We start from the raw sequence: 18,473 nt of genomic DNA, 5'->3' as shown, positions 1-18,473 counted from the left end.
GTATGGGAGCAACAAGTAGCTGGTCTCCAAAGAAATTCAGATCAGGAACTTTCGCCGAGAACTCTGTAATTATGGCCGTGAGACTTTTCCTGCCCATACTCAGACCAAACGATAGCCAAGAAAATCCAGAACAACGTTGTTCTGAGCCCCATGTGGGTCAATGAATATACCATTGGCCCCGATACGACGAGCCAAACAGGTAGTGGAGCATTTCGTAAAAGAGAAAAAACCAAGAGTAAAAACAAGCCTATACCGGGAATGCCATATGCAAACAACAAATTACCGAAGCTTGAATGTATTTCTAGTTTATCATAGGGATAAAAACGTTCCAGATGCCCCTCCCCGGCCCCTATAATTATATATTCGGGAAAAGCAAAGATACGATCATAGTTCCTTTCTTTACCTATAGAGTCGAACTTCTCACCAGCCACAAGAGACCTGTCATAAACATTATCAATTATACTATTCAAAATCTGATCATCAAAGAACGAGGTGACAACAAAGAATGATACGATTAAAACCAGAAATCGAAAAAGCCTCTTCGGCTGTAGATTCGCCAGCAAGTAGCCGAAAACAACCAACAAAAAACCTGCAATTGCTGCTAATGAGGACGCGGCAAATATGCCAGCAACGGCAGAAAGCACTGCCATGATCGTCAGAGGTCTAATATTTAAACTCATTCTATTAATCACCAGCAAGGAAGAGACGCCCAGCAGAGAATAGAATGCAAGTTGATTTGGGTTATTAAAGAACCCGGTCACTCGACCGCCCTCACTCAGTGAAAGAAAGACGCCAAACCCAGAAACTATTAGTCCAAGACAAATCGCCCGCTCGATGTAAACTCTACCTTTATCGTCACAATCAATTAAATATAAAAAACAGGAGGCGACGGCAGCATTGTATGTCCAAAAGGCAATAACACGATAAAACTCTGTCGACTGAAGAAGCAACGATAAAACCAGACAATGCAGAACTATCCAACATATAAGCCCTAACCAATAAAGCGGGAGCTTGGCCAATGGGAGCGCTCTTGAAGTGGCTATCGAATGAAAATAGACCAAAACGACCATGGCCGCGAAAACATAATCCGTAGGTTGAGCTTGGCCGCTAGGATACACATACATTGGGCTCAATGCACCTGCAACGAGCAAAGTCAAAAATACTATCCAAATCACGGCATCCCCCAACCATCTTTCAATGGCTCATACTCGGCACAATTTAAAGATGAAAAAATCAAAATGGCCGCCAAAGTACAGGATTAATCGAAGCCTTTATGAAGTGTAACAATTTACCTGGCAGTCAGCGTGTGCGGCGCACCCTTAGCTTCTGTGGCAAAAGGCCATAGATGAAGCGTAAAAAGGGATAAGGACGATACCTGATTCCCCCATCTATCTCGCTGATAATCTTATTTTGTAACAACATGCTAGAAAAGAGGTATTTTATGCGTTTCTTATTCTCAAACGACTGCGCAGTGTGAATCCTTTTAGCGGCAAGACAGTAGCTCGTCCTCTGCAACGCGACGCCGTTTTTTACGAGCCTGAACCATAGCTCATAGTCAAGCTGAGATTTTCTAACTTCACTATAAAACCCAACTTCTATGATTGCACTCCGCTGGCAAATCACACTTATATGACTAACCGGATTTCTTTTCATCAAGTCCATCGACACATCTTCAACATGGTGACTTATCGGCTGGGAGAGATGAGGCCACTCGATATCATCATCATCATGAATGTAGCTAGTTTCACTATATAGCAGGCTGCATTTAGTAGCCAATAAAATACTAACCTGAACCTCTAAACGCTGTGGATGTGACAAGTCGTCAGAATCTAAATTCGCCACATACTCTCCCCGCGCGCTCTCGATCGCCATATTCAACGCTTTGCCACGACCAACCCCATCTGTAGCAATAACCCTGAAGCGCGGGTCTATCTTCTCAACTTCACGCAAATATTCCAACGTATTATCGAAGGACCCATCATCAACGATCACAGCCTCCCAGTTAGAATAGGTTTGTTTTCTAATGCTTTCGATAGAGCCAGGAAGGAATGGAAGTCCATTCCTTACCGTCATATAGAAGCTCACCAGAGGGTCACGTGACTTATCCATCATCTTATTCTCGTTATTCCTTGCGTTATTGACAGCCTTGAATGAGATTGCCGGTTATCCCTAGCCTCACTAAAAGCGCCAATTTCATTTGGCTACCAACGTGCTGCCATCTGCCTCAGAAACGACAACGTTCGCTTTCAACCACTCTGCAATAAACGAGAACTTCCTCATAAGACCAATATCGGAAAGAGCATAACCATTGCAGATATTGTCTCCGAACACCGTATCAAGGGTTTTCTTATTACCACTCAAGGAGTCTTTGTATACATCCAAGCTTTCGCTATCGAGAATAGAAAACCCCTTCTTCTTCCCAAAAGATATTTTTGTCCTAGCTTGCACGTATTCTTTCAGGTTTTTCTTATTGTCTACGGGCTGGATAATGAGGTAAGGGTTAAGAAGAGGAACTCTGGCTTCAACACCATGATGCATAGAGATATTATCCATATCTCTCAGCAACTGGTTCTTGCAGTAATCGAACGTCTCAAGAAACTTTAGCTGCATGCCGGAGCACTTCTTGAACCTCTCCATAAGTTCTTCTGGAACCGATTCATAAACACCTTTTTTAAACCGCTCATAGGACTCTTTGACCCTATCCGCGCATTCCTTTTTTACGAACAATGGGTCGGCCCTATACAGAAAGTAATATGCCATAACGCTCCATTCACCAAGTATTGTCCTCCCCTCTAAAAACCTTCTCATTTTTGGCACAAGAAGCGATGCCCGAGGAATTCCGGCCAATATATTGACTATCTGGTAATTCTTGAAAGATGGATAACCGCCAAATATCTCGTCACCTCCCAAACCAGAGTAAACCACTTTCAGATGAGGGAATTCCATTTTTAGGTGCTGCAAGATCCTATGCACCTGAAGGCCGTCTGAGGTGGGCTGCTCCATGATATCTGCATAATACTCAAGCTCTTCTCTGATATTTACCGGATGACCTTCATTATCTCTTTGGAGTGAGGAAAATTGACAGCCGGCTTTATTCAAGTCTATGGAAGATAGGTTTTCTTCAACTTCACCAACTTCCCCAACTTCCCCAGCACCCTCACCACCTCCATAAGTTACCAGTGATAAGCCGGCACCCGCCTCAATCGACTTTACCAAAAGATAACTCGAGTCCACACCAGAACTCAGTAACAGAGCCGCATCGACGTCTCTAGCTATTAGTGAATGCTCCACATAACTTTCAGCTGCTGCAGGCCCGGCATTAGCTAAAAAGCCGATCTTCTCCTTCTGCAGAGAAACTTCCAAACCTTCTAAGATAAGTGAGTGGTTCGGCGGAACCTCATATATACCTTTCCAGATGGTTTCAGGTTCCCTGATAAAACCATTTATCACATAATCACTTCGCAAAGATTCAACATTAAGCCGAACCTCAACACCGATCCCCTTCACAAAAGACAGAATGGATTTAAGCGTGGATGACACCACCAAAACTTTTTTATCCATGTAGTAATAAAGAGGTTTTTCACCAAAAAAATCTCTACGAAAGAAAACCTTGTTACTCTTTTTATCATACCATGCATAAGCATATGGCCCATTCACAGAAGAGTGGGCATACCTTCTTTCCTGCAAATAGTCGAATAACGCAAGCGTATCTGACTCCCTGTTCGGGTAAGCTTCTTTATAATTATAATACTCTCCATTAAATATAAGAGCGTAGTCACTAGTTACTACAGGCTGATTGGAAGCCGAATTCAAACCATTTATGGCCAGGCGCGCGTGGCCAAAGTAAAGTCCATTTATTTTCCGAACGGCCACATTATCTTCTCCGCGGTACCTCATCTTTTCAAGAGATCTCGCAAATAGCTCGTCCAGGTCGAAATGATCGTACACTGACTCATCAAGAACTTTGCAAAAAAATATGCCGCACATTTATATCTCCTGTCGAAAAATAATCGACATGGAACTAACTACGAAAAACGGCCAGAAAGATTGGCCTGCACCAGGAGAAGTCACTACATGATGTCGGCTATGCTACTTCTTCTCTTAACGCTTCCCCGCTGATGACAGAGTCAATATCTTCTGAGAGCAAATCCAGGAAGACCTCACAGTGTTCTTCAGCATATTTATGTGGGCTAAAGTCTTTATCGGGGAAAGCCGAGGATGTTATTATTTCGTGTATAAGAAATCTAACCTCATCTTTTGAATAGCCTTTAAAACCCAAGGCTTTTAATACATAATCATTCATCTTGGCGATATTTCTTGCATTCACTACGCCGCTTATGCGGTTGTAAAAAACATCACCGAAACATATAACCGCTTTATCATGAAATATTGCCTCTAACCCCATGCTAGAGGAGATAGTCACCACACCACATGATCGCTTGATTAGGTCGTGGGGATTTAACTTATGACTGACCAGCATCACATTATGGTGCTTGACAACTTCATTATAAAAACTTCTCTGCCTTCTTCCTATAGATACCTTATGTTCTTTTACAAGCAACACACAGTCAGAAGGCAATGACTTTGAGATGAATTCTATAATCTGAAGCTGGTTATTTATCCAACGCCCCTTTATAAGGGTTGATGCTTCTGGATGAAAATGCAGCGGATAAATAAAATACTTCAACCCCATATCTGACAAAGCCTCAAGGTCAGCCTCATTCTTACTCAAGCATGAAGCGTATCTTGAAGCATTGATTATCCGAAGCACTCTTTTCATCAAGGCGTTAGAAGGGTTCTGGTATGCGTGAAAGGTTGTATTTCTATCCTTCAGCACCAACATCTTCCCAAAAGTTAGGATATCTTGCTTACTAGCCACCTTAAAAAAGCGTCTATTTGCAACCATATATGATGGCTGAACCTTTTCTTCCAAGTAATTTTCTATATACGCCTCGGCTTCAGACATGGACTTGGCTTTTTTATTTAAGCTCTTCTTGACGACATGGCCATCTGGGCCATCGGAAAGATATAAGCCGGTACCGATTCTACTACGAACGGGATATCTGAAAGGCACACCATTCTTTTTTGAGAAGAAGTATAAAAACATACTTAAAAAATCATCCAGCCCTTCTGACACCACCATCTCAATCGGTTTTAATGAATGAACCTCCTCTATCTTCAACGCCATTACGACAGCAGTACGGAATGCATCCTGCTTACCAAAGCGATCAAAATTACGCTCCGCATGAATCAAATCTGACAAGACGAATTGATACTCCTCTTCCATCCGCTTCGCTTGCTGGAGACACTCTTTAACACTGAAGCCTTTTCTGGAATCAAGAACATCCTTAAAATAAACGGCATAATCAAAAACAGATAAGTCGTTATCACCCTTGTTGCAATATGAGAAACAAGACAGGTGCACATCCTTGCTACGCGCATCCTTCTTGAACAACCTCATACAGTCAGAAAAGAAAGGCTCACTCACCGACAAGAGAAAGAAAACATTTTTCATTCTAAAAGACTCCCAGCTGCGGAAAACTTCTCTTTTTTATTAATCTTTATCACAAGCCAACATCGCCTACTGGCGCAGCTCAATGATCATTGATAATTTTGAGATGAATCAGGCCCGCTCTGCCATCCGCTTGAAAGTATCGTTACGAATGACCAGGTCCTCAAATCGGCCTTGATCAATAACTCGTCCATCTTTCATCAGATAGATACAGTCACACTGCTTCACAGTCGCGAGGCGATGAGCTATGAGAACGATCGTCTTGGTGCCTGAGAACTCATGGATCGCATCCATCACCAACTGCTCAGTGATACCATCCAAAGCACTGGTGGCCTCATCCAGTACGAGCACGTCAGCATCGTGATACAAGGCACGGGCGATACCGATCCTCTGGCGCTGTCCACCAGAAAGCTGGACCCCGCGCTCACCCACATCGGTCTCTAGCCCCTCAGGAAGCTCCGATATCAGATCATCGAGATTCGCCAGACTCGCCGCCCGTTCCACGCGAGCGTCATCGATGTCAGCAGGCGGTAGACCAAACGCAATGTTCTCGCGAATGCTGGTATCAGAGAGAAAAATACTCTGTGGCACCAGGCCAAGACTGTTCTGCCAGGCCCGTCTATTCATCGCGGTCAGAGGTTCGCCATCGATGAGTACCTGGCCGCTTACCGGGTCGATCAACCCTAGCAGGAGATCGATGGCTGTCGACTTCCCAGAACCAGAGGCTCCAACAAGACCGATGACTTGGTTAGCGGTGATCTTAAGTGATAATCCAGCCACGGCAGGCGTTTGTTTGCCAGGATACGTAAAGTGGACGTCGCGAAATTCGATGGACTGCTGAGGTACCCAACGACCAGCTTTCTCGGGATCCGCTAAAGCCTGATCAACACTGCTAATCGCACTGGCGTGAAGGTCATCACGCATTGACTCGAATGCGGCCAGGTTACCTCGCACCCGAGACACGCTGGAGTATATTTGCTGGAAGGCCGGAAGAAGCTTGACGCCAGCCAGGGCATAGACGGAGAGCACTGGCAGAATGGTGCCCAAGTTACCTTGATGAGCAGCCAGCAGATAAAGTACTAGGAATATCACAGCACCAAATGCCACTAGCTCCATGGCAAAGCGCGGTACCTGGCTCATTGCCAAGGTAGTACCCTGTGCATCGGCAAACCGTTGGCTCACGTGTTCGAAGCGTTCGGTAAACACGCGCTGCCGCCCAAGCAAGAGTGCATCTTTGATGCCGCCAAACCCCTCCGCCATCAACTTGAACCGTAGCGCCTGGGTTTGTGAAACCGTCGTCCCATTTCTGATCAGCCGACTGCGCACTGTACGGTAGAGAAGCAGATAAGCGATCATGAAAATCAACAAGCCAACTATTGCGACTAGCGGGTCATAAAGGAACAGTGCCGTCGCCATCAGGCTTGCCATCACAACCTTGGCATTCATGTTCATTAGAGGGATTATCACAGAAACGGTAACACGCTGGCATTCTTGAGCTATTTGTTTTGAAAGTTGACTGCTACTGCCATTAGCGTGGAATAGCCAAGGCTGATACATATAGTGTTTAAACAAGCGGCTAGAAAGCTCCGCCCCGACGCGGTGACCGAACATTTCTAGTTGCCAGGTAGCAAATATAGATATTAGCGTGGTAATACTTAAAAGCAACAACACGCCAACACCAAACCAGAAGATAAAATCATTAGGTGAAGAGGCTCCGCTGACGCGATAGATTTCAGCCCACAGGGAATCACCTTCGAGCCGGCTCATATCGCCGACCAGGGCCATAAAGGGTCCAACAGAGACAACACCTGCCAACTCAGAGAAAGACATAAAAACAACCAGCAACTGCATAACGAGGAGTTTAGATCGCTGCTCCTTATTTAACAACGAATACAGTTCTTTTATACTTTTCAACATTTTACTCACCCAAGGTAGGGTAGAACGTCTTTAAAAGAAGGGCAGGTACTTCAGAGAAAAAACTTTCAAACAACTCACTTTCTAGGCCAGATAAAAAATCAAGTCATTTCCAGCAGGCCATGAGCGACCCATTTTTTCAGATAGTTCTCGACCATCAGTAGTGGCAGGCCAACACGCTCAGCCAGTATATTGATACTCGTAGGCCGATTGAGGGTCGGAATGGTGTCCATTAGTAATCGCATGCGACGGCGCTGTTCATCAGGCATATCGCCAAAGGCGGCCTGTCCAGGGTCGATGTATAGATCATATTTGGGATTGGACAAGCAGATGTTACCTGAGAAACGCTTGCGGATGATGGGACTTGACTCTAACGTCTCGACAGCATCCAGCAGCACCTTTACGGCTTCTTCCAACCTTTCGGGTCGCATTAAGTCCAGGTTATCGTGATCGGTGTGATATTCGGGATACGGAAAGCGTGATAATGATGCCATGGGAATGCCATAGGCTTCCCAGATATACTCATCGTTAAGTAATTCGCTTTCAAATTCGCCGGTATGGTGTTCACAATCATTCTCTACTAGCGAGTCGACTACAGCTAACTCTATATTGGACTCGCGATGACGGGAATGCTGAAGGGCCAGCTCGGTAGGTGAACCTAGCATTTCCAGCATTACCCCTTCTAGCAAGTGCTCTTTCTCGGCACTCGTCAGGTGGCCCAGATAATATTCATTGCCGATGATGCCCGGTGCCAGTACCAGTCGGTAGCTGAAGTTGGTCTTTTCCTGGCGTCGGCGCAATGCCTCGAACAGGGCCACACCCACCGCCACACCGGATAGGCCGTCGTTGGCTACACCAGGGTGATCCAAATTAGCAGCAAAAATGATCGTTTCGGGGGACTTCCCCTCGAGGGTGTAATCTATCACCCGCAGCGTTCCCGGCGCCTCTTCAGTCTCGATCAGAACATCGTAGTCGCCTTCCTGAAGGCCGTCGTAGAAGGTTTTTGGCACACAAAAACCCCAGTCTCGCTGCCAACTACGAAAGAGCTGACGGAAGTGGAAAGGGACAGCGTCAGGGTAACGATGGTCGTAGTGGAGATGACACCGCAGTTCCTCGCGATCCACGGTGCCTCTAAAAGAAGTGGAGAGGGCCATGACGGCCAACGGATGTCCGCTCTCGTAGATCGTTTTTCCCTGATAATCAATCCTAGCGGCTTTGATATCCCATTTATTGGGAATCACCCAACCATTATAGTGATTATCAGCAGAATAGGTATGTTCCCGAAATGGCAGAATGTCCTGCATGTAGCGAATGGTATCGTCAAAGTCGCTAGAGCACACCACGCGGTTGAGCGGCGTCAGATCGGCTAGCAGTTTCATCATGTCAGTCATGGCAAGTCCTGTTACGACGACTCATATGAGGTTACGCCTCGAGTTGATGGCCATCGCTGGCCGGCTCACTATCAACGGAATAAACATCAAGCGAACTGGGCAAGTCGTTCGTATCCAACCTGGGCAGGCATAGAGGGTCCGTTATCGCCAGATCTGCCACACCGACATCAACCGTCAGCCCCAATGCACAGCCCTTTTTGCGCAATAGCGATAGCAGAGCATCGTTATAGCCGCCATAGGGGTAACACATGACCCAATCCTGTTGCGATACACCAAGATCCGCCATGAATGCCAGACTGGTTTCGACTTCGCGTAGCTGTTCTTCGCCACTAAGTGTATTCAGCCAAAGATGCTGATCACCATGACTGCCAATGTACATGCCGGCATCAAGCAGGTCTCGAAGCTCGGTATCGGTCATGTACAGTTCGGCCGCAAAGTCGCGCTCATCTTGGGTAACGAATTGTCGAAAAAGCCGGTCAATTAATGGCCCTCGCATCGCCGCCGGCAGCCCTTTTTGCAGGATGCGCTTGATGAAGGTCACCTTGGCACTGTCATAGCGACTTTCCCTCGAAAAGGTCGCAAAGTATTCCGCATTACTGAGCAAACCATATTGTTTTCGGTGAGCATCCATTTCGGCAAAGATCTCGTCGATCAACCGCTGTGGATTGGTGCCACTGGCAAGGGTGAAGTGAATCTTGTTGACGTCTAACACTCGCCCTTCCCTTACCGCACAAGCGGGGGGAAAGAAACTTCCTTGCATGCCTCGCTCCAACAGAAGCGGCAAGACATGCTCGTAGTGATCCCGATAGCCATCATCAAAGGTCAGCAGGATGGCTTGCTCAGGTAGCCTGGCCTCGTCCCGGCTCGCAGCGATGACGTCTTCCATCGTCACTGCGGTGTAGTGATGCTGTATAAAATCAAGCTGGCCGCGAAATTTGTCCAGCTCCAGGGCCTTGAGCTCAGGATAGCGGGACCCTTTCAAGGGGCGGACATAGTGATACATCACGATGGTGAGATTATTGGCCATTATCGTCGCTACCTAGTCATTGTCTTCTTATCGAAATGTTCTGCGGGCTACCAGGCGCTGAGCCCGCCATCGACATACAGGCACTGACCAGTCACGTATCGCGAAGCGTCTGAGGCCAGGAAGATAAGGGCTCCCACTAGGTCGACGGGCTGCCCCATCCTTGCCAGTGGCACTCGCTGGGAGTAACGATCAACGAATGCGGCGTTCTGACCGCTTTGGACTCCACCAGGAATCAGGGTATTGACCCGAATACCGTGCGGCGCCCAGTTAGTGGCAAGATACCTTGCAAGCCCGGACACACCTGCCTTGGAGGCGGCATAGACAGGTGGCGTGTTAATGGCAACGCCTAAGTATTCAGATCCTTCATAAATGCGAGGATCGCACCCTAACTCGCCATAAATAGAGCCAGTATGGATGATACTTCCTCCCCTACCCTGCTCAATCATGCGGCGCCCCACACTACGCGACACCAGAAATACGCCGTCCAGATTGACGGCCATGATCTTTCTCCACTCCGCCAGGCTGTATTCTTCTACCGGCGTGAAAAAGGCATCAAGATCATCGGACTTACTGGCCGCATTATTGTGCAGAATGTCAATGGCACCGAAGTGCTCGATGGTGCTAGTGACTAGTACCTCCACCGATCCCTCGTCACTGACATCACAAGGCAGTCCGATACAACGCACGCCCGTGTCCCGCTCAAGATCCGCTGCATAGCGCTTCGCGGAAGCGCCATCCAGGTCAGCCACCACGACATTGGCACCAAATTCGGCCAGCGCCTGACAGAAGTTGCGCCCCAGAATGCCGAGCCCTCCGGTCACGATTGCGACGCGCCCCTTGAGATCGAACAGGTCATAAAAGGTCGCCGAGTCCATCGAGTGACACCTCCTTTCGGTTCTGTAGCGCCATTTTTCCAGCGATCAGTGTACGAATGACATCGAGAGTCTCTGTCGTCGCAATTGTCGGCCGTCCTTCGACGACTTGTCGCCAGAAAGCCCAGAGCGTGCGGCGGAACATTGAGAAGTTGTCCGTAATATCAAAGCTTGAGATATGCTGACTGCCCATCACTTCTATACGAAACATTGCTGGCACTTGTCCGAGGGCATCTATATGGACAGGCACACCGTCTTCCAGTAAGACGACCACAGAGTCATGTTGGCCTGGCAGGGCGCTAACCGATATCGGTCGAGATGACATCAACGGCAGGATGGCGTCTAAAAGATGTATGCCATAGCGCTCCCAATCATTGAGGATGGTTCCGCGCGCCAGTCTGATCTCACCGTGATTGACCTGCCCTGCTCTGCATGCATCCAGTTCCTTTGCATAGCGCATCCCTGAGCAGGACATCAGCAACCCACTCTCCAGATAAGGCGTAAACCAGCGCAACTCGTCAATATCCAGTGTCAGAGGCTTATCGATAAATACGGGTATACCGGCTTCCAGAAATGGCTTGGCCAGAGGGAGATGCGAGGTGTGATCGTCTCTAGCAATAACCACCGCATCCACTTCACCCAACATATCCGTAGGTGATGAAACGGCATGCGCAATACTTGCGGCCCTGCAAAGTAGCGCCGTTTGTTCTACGTGCTGCGTCCAGGCATGGGTGACGCGAAGATCACCGACGCCGAATTCCGACCCATGGCGACGACTCACATAGTCATAGATGCCTGGCCAGCCGGAATGCCGCATCCCACTGTCTGAGTAACCGTTAATGATCGCAGAGAAAGAGAACGGATGGCCGTTACCATCACTCATTCCCAGCATGCCGACACGCGTGACCATGGGGCGTACGCCTCTAACTTAAGAGCAGGAGTTGGGTATCAAGAGATTGAATAGACACGACGAACTTAGGTCAGGAGGTGCACGTTCTCACGCGCCATACCGGCAAGCCGAAGCGCACCGTTGCGCAAGTGGCTTCTGAGCTCCTCTCCCGCCTGCAGGTGAGCTTTGACCTCTGCCATCAGATCATCAAGCTGATCCTCGATCGCGAATGGATCGAAAGCGCTCTGCTGCATGCCCACCTGCTTGAGGAAAGCATCCATTTTGACGGTATGCCGGTTCAGAGCGATGACCGGTGTACCGCCGCTATGTGCAAAGATGCTGGGATGCCAGCGGGCACCAATATACACCTGGGCATTCCCCACCAGATTGACCGCCGTTTGGATAGGCAAATTGACACCGGCCAAAGGCAGCTCGAGGCGTTCGGCCAGGGGCTCCATGATGCTTAGATCCTTGCCCGACGAAGCGGTAAGAATGACCTGCCCGACACATGCCTGCAGCGCGCGACATAGTTTGCTGAAGCCGGGTACCGCATCGAACCCCGGCTTGAGTCCGCGAAAATATACCGAGCCTCCGCCGATACAGGCATAAGGGACCTGTGGATCGAAGTCGCCACCGCGCAATATCTCGCCTTCGTTCTCGCCCTGGGGCGATTGCTGAGACAATCCCGACTGAGGCCACCATTCATCGCCTTGCGGTTGGTACAGGTAGGCGGCATCAGACGCGACACGGCCCAGCCCGCTGACACAGGCCAGCGCCGAGTCTGGCTCGCGAAACACGACGTCATCCAATAACGGATAGACATGGTCGGCGATTTCCCGCAATACCGGGTCATTCATCACGATACTGTGATTGACTATCGCCGTTGGCTTGCCTAAAAAGCGCTTTGCCAGATAGGCGATGAAGTAGATCATGCGACTTTGCCGGGTACAGTCATAGATGCAGCCTTCGCCGCTGATTAGCACGACATCACTGCTGGCCAGAGCGGTATGTATTTCCGGAAAGATGACGCCATCCATGACGTCGCGGGCTCTAGACTCAAACTCTTGCCAACGTCTCGGCGCGACATCTTCCACCTGCCCTGATAGAACTTCCGCGTCTCGAACTGACGCAATATCCTCCGCCTGTGCCATACCAATACGGTACTGATATAGCGTCGATTCGACCCGCCCGCCGGCCTCATGAATCAGCTCGCGAAGCGCCAAAGAGGTCGCTCTAGCGCCCCAATTCGGGTCATCGGAGGTATCGTTGACCAGACATACTTTCATTGCGTCTCCCACCTTCCCGGCTAGTGGCTCATCCTCGCGGCTCAGGTTCACCAGATTGCCCAGCCACCGTCGACACACAAGTTCTGTCCCGTCATATAAGCACCGGCATCACTTGCCAGCAGCGCTACGACGCCCTTCAGATCCTCTGGCTCGCCTAGGCGGCCGGCGGGGGCCTTGCTCTTCAAGCGCTCCATGAAGGTCTGGTTTTCCTGGGTTACGGCATGCGGGAAGGCACCCGGGCTGATGGCGTTGACACGAATGGCATCAGGCGAGAGAAAACTGGCCAGGTAGCGAGTGAACTGCAGGACACCGGCCTTGGCCGCGCCATAGCTGGGCGGGTTGGCATGGTCAGTGCCTTCATAGAGCCGGTAGTCGGGAGCCACATGGCCATACATGGACGAGATATTGATGATATTGCCAGCACTGGCTTTTAGCAGGGGGTGGCACTGTTTCACCATCCGGAATACTGAATTCAGACTGATATTCACGTCGTAATACCAGTCATCTTCATCGATGCTCTGCCAGCTGTTCTTGCGGCCCGACCAGGCATTGTTGACCAGGATATTCAGACCGCCGCAAGTGTCCTGCAAATACTCTACGCAGCGAGCGACCGACTCCCGGTCGGTAACATCGAGGGCGATGCCCCGGTGTTGCGCAGCTGGCCAACGATCGCACCACCCAGCCGCAATTGCCCTGCAGCGTTCGGCATCACGGCTGGCAATCACTACATTAGCTCCTAGCTCGGCAAGCGCCTCACCCATGGCGAGCCCAAGATGACCGGCTCCACCACTGATTAGCGCGGTGCGACCTTCGAGGCTGAGTAAGTCATGCAGAGATCTGTTCATTCTGGCTCTCCCTGGTGATGAATTCCGCGATCAGAAAATCCTGTTCGTTATCGATGTCCAATGATGCCTTTCCATCGACAACCACAGCTCCGGTCCGCCCGAAGAGCATGCCCAGCGTCGCGGTTGCGAGCGTGTCGAGGCGGAAAGCATAAACCTCACCGCTGAGCTGAAAGGCCTCCGGCAATTGCTGCCGCGGTAACCAGGGCACGCTGCCCTCGACGAAGGTTTCCGGCATCCCCTCACGGATGCGCCAAGCCCGGTGCGGGTTCAGGTCGGCGGGTTTGAACGTTGCCACCGAGTCCAAGCCATCTTGATGCAGGCGTTGCAGGCAGGACTGCACATCGATACCGCGGCGCAGGGGTGCCGTCGGCTCCAATAGGAGTGCATAGGCCGCGCCCTCACCTTCTTGATGAAGGCGCTGGGCGAGATCACGCACAGCATCCAGGACCAAGGCAGTATCGGTTGCCAGTTCGGGAGGGCGAGGAACGGCCTCAGCGCCATATTGGCGTGCAACGGCGGCAATTTCGTCGCTGTCGGTGGAGACAATGACCCGATCCACCTCCTCGAGGCTCAAGGCCAACTCAATGGTCCAGGCAATCAATGGTTTGCCATTGAGATCACGCAGGTTCTTGCCAGGCACCGTCTTGCTGCCGCCGCGAGCCGGGATCATGGCCACGACGCGTTGGCTATCAATCATCGCGTTTACCTTCAAACAAGGGACGTGCAGAGGCTGTCAGGGGGGCATCAAGCGCGTAGCTGCGCCATGGTTTCGCAGTACTGTTGCCATTCACCGGTATCCAACCAGGCCTTGTCGCTAATAGGGTAAACGCCGACACGTCCGCCCCGCTCTTTGACGTCCTGGATCAAATCGGTGAGGTGATAGAACTGGTTCTCGGGAATCAGGTTGAGTACCGAAGACTTGAGAACATAAAGCCCGGTGTTAACCAGGAAGTTGTAATGGGGTTTTTCCCGCATTTCGCATAGCTGGCCGTTATCGACGATGTCACAGATGCCATAAGGAATATCGTAATGACGAAGTGATACCACCATGGTGATATCGTTGTTTTCCAGGCTGTGATGTGCCATCAGAGCATGGTAATCAGCCTTGATAATGACATCGCAATTGGTCACGATTAGGTCGCCATCAAAGCGGCCAATCAAGGCATGCAAGCCCCCGCCAGTGCCCAGCGGTTTTTCCTCATGGATATAATTAATACGGTAAGCGGGTTCGAGTTCTTCGAAATAGGCCTGGATCAACTTCGACTTGTAATTGACCGACAGATAAAAATCATCAACGCCACACTGAACGAATGAGTCGATGATCATCTCGATTGCGGTCTTTTCTCCAACCGGAATCAGCGGCTTGGGCAATACGCTAGTGAAAGGCGCCAGCCGAGAGCCCTTCCCACCCGCCATCACCACGACCGGCAAGGCGAGGGGCGCTTGCTTCTTGATGCTTCCTTCCTTATGAAAGAGGTCTTCCCAGAATAAAACATCGACGATACAACCATCGTCATCCAGCACCGGCACCGACGTAATCTTGTGCGTCGACATGGCATTTTCGATATCGGCGATGCGATAGCCTTCACGCGCCGAATAGGGAATGTGGTTGCACACATCTCCGACCTGTCCTTCCAGGTCTCCACCGCTTAGAATCCAACGTCGCACGTCACCATCTGTCAGTGTGCCACGCAACTGACCTTCTTCATTGGTGACGTAGAGAATCTTACGCCGGGTCTCTTCCAGTTGGTGTAACGCCGCAAGGACCTTGCGATGCTCATCGATCAAGAGTGAGTCGAACATCGTATCACCTCCCCTCATTCGTTCCCGGCTGCCATAGCTGCATCGATAAACCCTTTTTTGGTCACCCCGGTATCCAGGGGAACGACTTTCAAGGTTTCCTTAATCCGTCGCGAGGTCCAACCATCGCCGAAGCGATCATAGGGATTTTGCAGATGGATGAGTTGCGCCCGGAATTCGGGACTCAGGGCAAGGGCAATGCCTCGACGAATCTCGTCGACTCGATTGTCCACTGATATGACATTGCCTGCGGCTAAGCGACCTTCCTGGCGAGACCCGATATTCACGACAGGAAGTCCAAAAGACGGCGCTTCAACCAGACCGCTCGAGGAGTTACCCAACATCAGGTCGAGATGACGAAGGCACCCCTGATAAACCAGTGGCCCAAGGTTGTCGAAAAGGCGACTGCGGTCAGGATGATCTGTACACCAGCGAGCCAGTGCTTGATTGATATCCCGCCCTTGGGTATCGGCATTGGCCTTGGAAAAAACCACCTGGAGGTCATTACACGCCTCGAGTGCCTCCAGCAGGTTCGCGACCTGCGACCCGGAGCCGGTCGCCATATCGCTGGTGGCGGGATGAAAGGTCGCGATGGCCGTTGGCCGGTTCAGCGATATGCCGAGGGACTCTTCCAAGGCCTCACGGCTAACCGGCTTACTGCGATGCAGGTGATCCAGGCCCGGCGCACCGTAGTTGAACACCCATGCCGGGTCCTCCCCCATCTGAATGATGCGGCGCCGATATACCTCGGTCGCTGGAAAATGGATATTGGCAAGCTTGGTGACAGCGTGACGGAAGTACTCATCGAGGGCCCCTCGACTGGTTTCACCGCCGTGCAGGTGCGCCAGAGGAATACCGTGCGCCACCGCGGCGAGTGCTACCGGCACGATCTCGAACCGGTCTCCCAATAACACCAGCAGATCAGGGCGATCCTCGGCCAAGGACTCGGCACAGGACAGCATGGTCAGTCCCATCGCCTTGACCATCGCCGTGCGGCTATCGGAAGACAGCAGTATCTCGAGACGACGATGAATGCGAAAACCATCGCGCTCAATCTCGCGGACGGTCTCACCAAATTCGGTCGACAGATGCGAACCGCTGACCACCAGCATCAGTTCCAGCTCGGGGTCCTCGTCGATCTCGCGTAACAGCCAATAAAGCAGGCCATAATCGGCTCGAGTAGTCGATAGGACCCATATACGTCGGTTGCTCACAGCAAGTCTCCCCAGCCGAGGAGTTCATCTGCAGCGATCGAGCGAGACGTGCGGCGTCCCACCACCATCTCGAGCTGGCTTGGCGCAAGCCCACTTCCCGGTCGCTTCAATGCCAGGTGTTCCAGGGTGATGACCTCCCCCTCGGCAATCGGGCGCTCCGTCGCGATGCTCTTGCGAACGACATCGAGATTAGGTCGCTCGCAGGGAGCCGGACACTTACGACCGTCGCCACGGGCGCTTTCCACATGACGGATGGCCTGAACCATCTGGCGAAACTCCCCCGGTGCCAGTGAAGCGGCATGATCGGGGCCCGGTAGGGTGGTATCCAAAGTGAAGTGCTTCTCGATCACTGTGGCGCCCATGGCCACCGCAGCGATGGGGATTTCAATGCCTGCCGTATGATCGGAGTAACCCACGCTGACACCAAAGGCATTCGCCAGAGTGTTCATCGCCTGCAAGTTGATCTCTTCATAGGGAGCCGGGTACTGGGTAACGCAGTGAAGGATCGTGATGTCACCTGCTCCAGCCTCTTTCAACAGATTCAGCGCGACCTCGATCTCCGCTAGGTAACACATGCCGGTCGACAGGATGACCGGCTTGCCGAAACTGCCGATGCGCTTGAGGAGAGGCAGGTTCGTGATCTCCCCGGAGGGAACCTTGAACAGGCGCATGCCTAGCTCGTTCAGGAAGACAGCACTGCTGGCATCAAAAGGACTGGATAGAAACTCGATGCCGATGTCCAGGCAGTGAGAATGAAGGTGTTGGAAATCGTCATCCGTCAGCTCCAAAGCCTTGAGCATCGCATACTGGGAGTCCGCGCCCGGCACGGCCTGATGCTGGTAGGCGGCCTTAGCGGCATGGCGCGTCACCAAGCGGTCAGCCTTGAAGGTCTGGAACTTGACGGCATCGGCGCCGCACCGATTGGCGGCGTCGACCAGTTCGATGGCCATGTCCAAGCAGCCATTGTGATTCACCCCCGCCTCAGCGATCACAAAGGTGGAAGGTGAAGCGCTCATGAGATCCTCCTGGCCGGAACGCCGACATAGGTCCCCGGAGTGGTGATGTCGCGAGTCACCGTAGCGCCGGCACCTATCAGACACCCCGCACATATCTGAACGGATTGGATGATGGTGGCGCCCGCTCCGATCATGCAGTGATCGCCAATCACAACCCCGCCGCTGAGGGTGGCACCCGGCGCAACATGAACGTCATTACCCAGCTTGCAGTCGTGGTCGACCGAGGCACAGGTATTGACGATACAGGCCTGTCCCAGGCGGCTGCCGGTGACGACCACAGCGCCATCCAGCACGACGGTCCCGGCTCCGGCACGAACATCGTCATGCACGGTCGCGCCCATCATATAAATGGCTGGAAAGCTGAAACCACGCGCCCGGTATTGCTCGAAGCTTGCGAGCCGTGGCCCCTCTACCGCCACCTTTCCCATCCCAAGTACTGCGGATGCAGATAGATGAGCCTCAAGTTCATGGAATGACAAATCGGTGCCCAGATAGCGTGCGCCCATCAGTCTTCCTTCATCTTGCAATGCCGTATAGCCATAGACTTGATGCCCCAACTTCAGAAGCCCATGAATCAACACCCGAGCGTGGCCGCCGCCCCCGACTACGAAAAATTCACTCACTGGCTCTCCTGGCTATTCAACGGCACAACAGCAGTGCGCTTGATATCGGTGCTAGCCTCTTCGGAAGGCGAGCGCAGGTCGTTT

At 51.3% G+C, this 18,473-nt stretch carries 16 protein-coding genes; all 16 read right to left on the bottom strand.

Annotated elements, in window-relative coordinates:
- Window positions 1–41 precede the first annotated feature (41 nt).
- Window positions 42–1,175, bottom strand: a complete 1,134-nt coding sequence (locus BLR71_RS17380) for a hypothetical protein (RefSeq protein ID WP_139172542.1) — start codon at window positions 1,173–1,175, stop codon at window positions 42–44.
- 124 nt (window positions 1,176–1,299) lie between these two features.
- Window positions 1,300–2,112, bottom strand: coding sequence for a glycosyltransferase family 2 protein (locus tag BLR71_RS04975; protein WP_092523711.1), 813 nt, complete (start codon window positions 2,110–2,112; stop codon window positions 1,300–1,302).
- Between the two features lie 81 nt (window positions 2,113–2,193).
- On the bottom strand, window positions 2,194–3,987 hold the full coding sequence (locus BLR71_RS04970; protein ID WP_092523709.1) for an asparagine synthetase B family protein: 1,794 nt from the start codon (window positions 3,985–3,987) through the stop codon (window positions 2,194–2,196).
- 97 nt (window positions 3,988–4,084) lie between these two features.
- Window positions 4,085–5,515 carry a capsular polysaccharide export protein, LipB/KpsS family gene (locus tag BLR71_RS04965; RefSeq protein WP_092523707.1) on the bottom strand — a complete coding sequence of 477 codons (1,431 nt, stop codon included), beginning with the start codon at window positions 5,513–5,515 and terminating at the stop codon, window positions 4,085–4,087.
- Between the two features lie 108 nt (window positions 5,516–5,623).
- The gene (locus tag BLR71_RS04960; RefSeq protein WP_092523705.1) at window positions 5,624–7,429 is read right to left on the bottom strand and encodes an ABC transporter ATP-binding protein; all 1,806 of its coding nucleotides are present in this window, start codon (window positions 7,427–7,429) and stop codon (window positions 5,624–5,626) included.
- Window positions 7,430–7,527: 98 nt separating this feature from the next.
- Complete coding sequence (locus BLR71_RS04955; protein WP_092523703.1) at window positions 7,528–8,817, bottom strand: DUF4910 domain-containing protein; 1,290 nt, start codon at window positions 8,815–8,817, stop codon at window positions 7,528–7,530.
- A gap of 31 nt (window positions 8,818–8,848) precedes the next feature.
- Complete coding sequence (locus BLR71_RS04950) at window positions 8,849–9,844, bottom strand: polysaccharide deacetylase family protein (protein WP_092523701.1); 996 nt, start codon at window positions 9,842–9,844, stop codon at window positions 8,849–8,851.
- Window positions 9,845–9,891: 47 nt separating this feature from the next.
- Window positions 9,892–10,719 carry an SDR family oxidoreductase gene (locus BLR71_RS04945; RefSeq protein WP_092523699.1) on the bottom strand — a complete coding sequence of 276 codons (828 nt, stop codon included), beginning with the start codon at window positions 10,717–10,719 and terminating at the stop codon, window positions 9,892–9,894.
- Window positions 10,697–11,626 carry a Gfo/Idh/MocA family protein gene (locus BLR71_RS04940; protein WP_092523697.1) on the bottom strand — a complete coding sequence of 310 codons (930 nt, stop codon included), beginning with the start codon at window positions 11,624–11,626 and terminating at the stop codon, window positions 10,697–10,699. The genes BLR71_RS04945 and BLR71_RS04940 overlap by 23 nt, the downstream gene beginning before the upstream one ends.
- A gap of 65 nt (window positions 11,627–11,691) precedes the next feature.
- Window positions 11,692–12,942 (bottom strand): polysaccharide pyruvyl transferase family protein, encoded by a 1,251-nt coding sequence (locus tag BLR71_RS04935; RefSeq protein ID WP_139172540.1) that lies wholly within the window; start codon window positions 12,940–12,942, stop codon window positions 11,692–11,694.
- Window positions 12,939–13,736 carry an SDR family oxidoreductase gene (locus tag BLR71_RS04930; protein ID WP_092523692.1) on the bottom strand — a complete coding sequence of 266 codons (798 nt, stop codon included), beginning with the start codon at window positions 13,734–13,736 and terminating at the stop codon, window positions 12,939–12,941. The genes BLR71_RS04935 and BLR71_RS04930 overlap by 4 nt, the downstream gene beginning before the upstream one ends.
- Window positions 13,717–14,433, bottom strand: coding sequence for an acylneuraminate cytidylyltransferase family protein (locus BLR71_RS04925; protein WP_092523690.1), 717 nt, complete (start codon window positions 14,431–14,433; stop codon window positions 13,717–13,719). Before BLR71_RS04925 ends, BLR71_RS04930 begins: the two co-directional genes overlap by 20 nt.
- 47 nt (window positions 14,434–14,480) lie before the next feature.
- Entirely contained in the window at window positions 14,481–15,539 is a 1,059-nt protein-coding gene (locus BLR71_RS04920) for a sugar phosphate nucleotidyltransferase (protein WP_175491615.1), read from the bottom strand.
- A gap of 14 nt (window positions 15,540–15,553) precedes the next feature.
- Window positions 15,554–16,750 carry a UDP-N-acetylglucosamine 2-epimerase gene (gene neuC / locus BLR71_RS04915; RefSeq protein ID WP_175491614.1) on the bottom strand — a complete coding sequence of 399 codons (1,197 nt, stop codon included), beginning with the start codon at window positions 16,748–16,750 and terminating at the stop codon, window positions 15,554–15,556.
- Window positions 16,747–17,766, bottom strand: coding sequence for an N-acetylneuraminate synthase (gene neuB, locus BLR71_RS04910; protein WP_092523682.1), 1,020 nt, complete (start codon window positions 17,764–17,766; stop codon window positions 16,747–16,749). The genes neuC and neuB overlap by 4 nt, the downstream gene beginning before the upstream one ends.
- Window positions 17,763–18,389, bottom strand: a complete 627-nt coding sequence (locus BLR71_RS04905) for a NeuD/PglB/VioB family sugar acetyltransferase (protein ID WP_092523680.1) — start codon at window positions 18,387–18,389, stop codon at window positions 17,763–17,765. Before BLR71_RS04905 ends, neuB begins: the two co-directional genes overlap by 4 nt.
- Window positions 18,390–18,473 lie beyond the last annotated feature (84 nt).

The sequence above is a fragment of the Onishia taeanensis genome (assembly GCF_900100755.1).
In the GTDB taxonomy this organism is placed as follows: domain Bacteria; phylum Pseudomonadota; class Gammaproteobacteria; order Pseudomonadales; family Halomonadaceae; genus Onishia; species Onishia taeanensis.
Note: the sequence above shows the minus strand (reverse complement) of the source record. Positions and strands in the feature narration are given on the sequence as shown.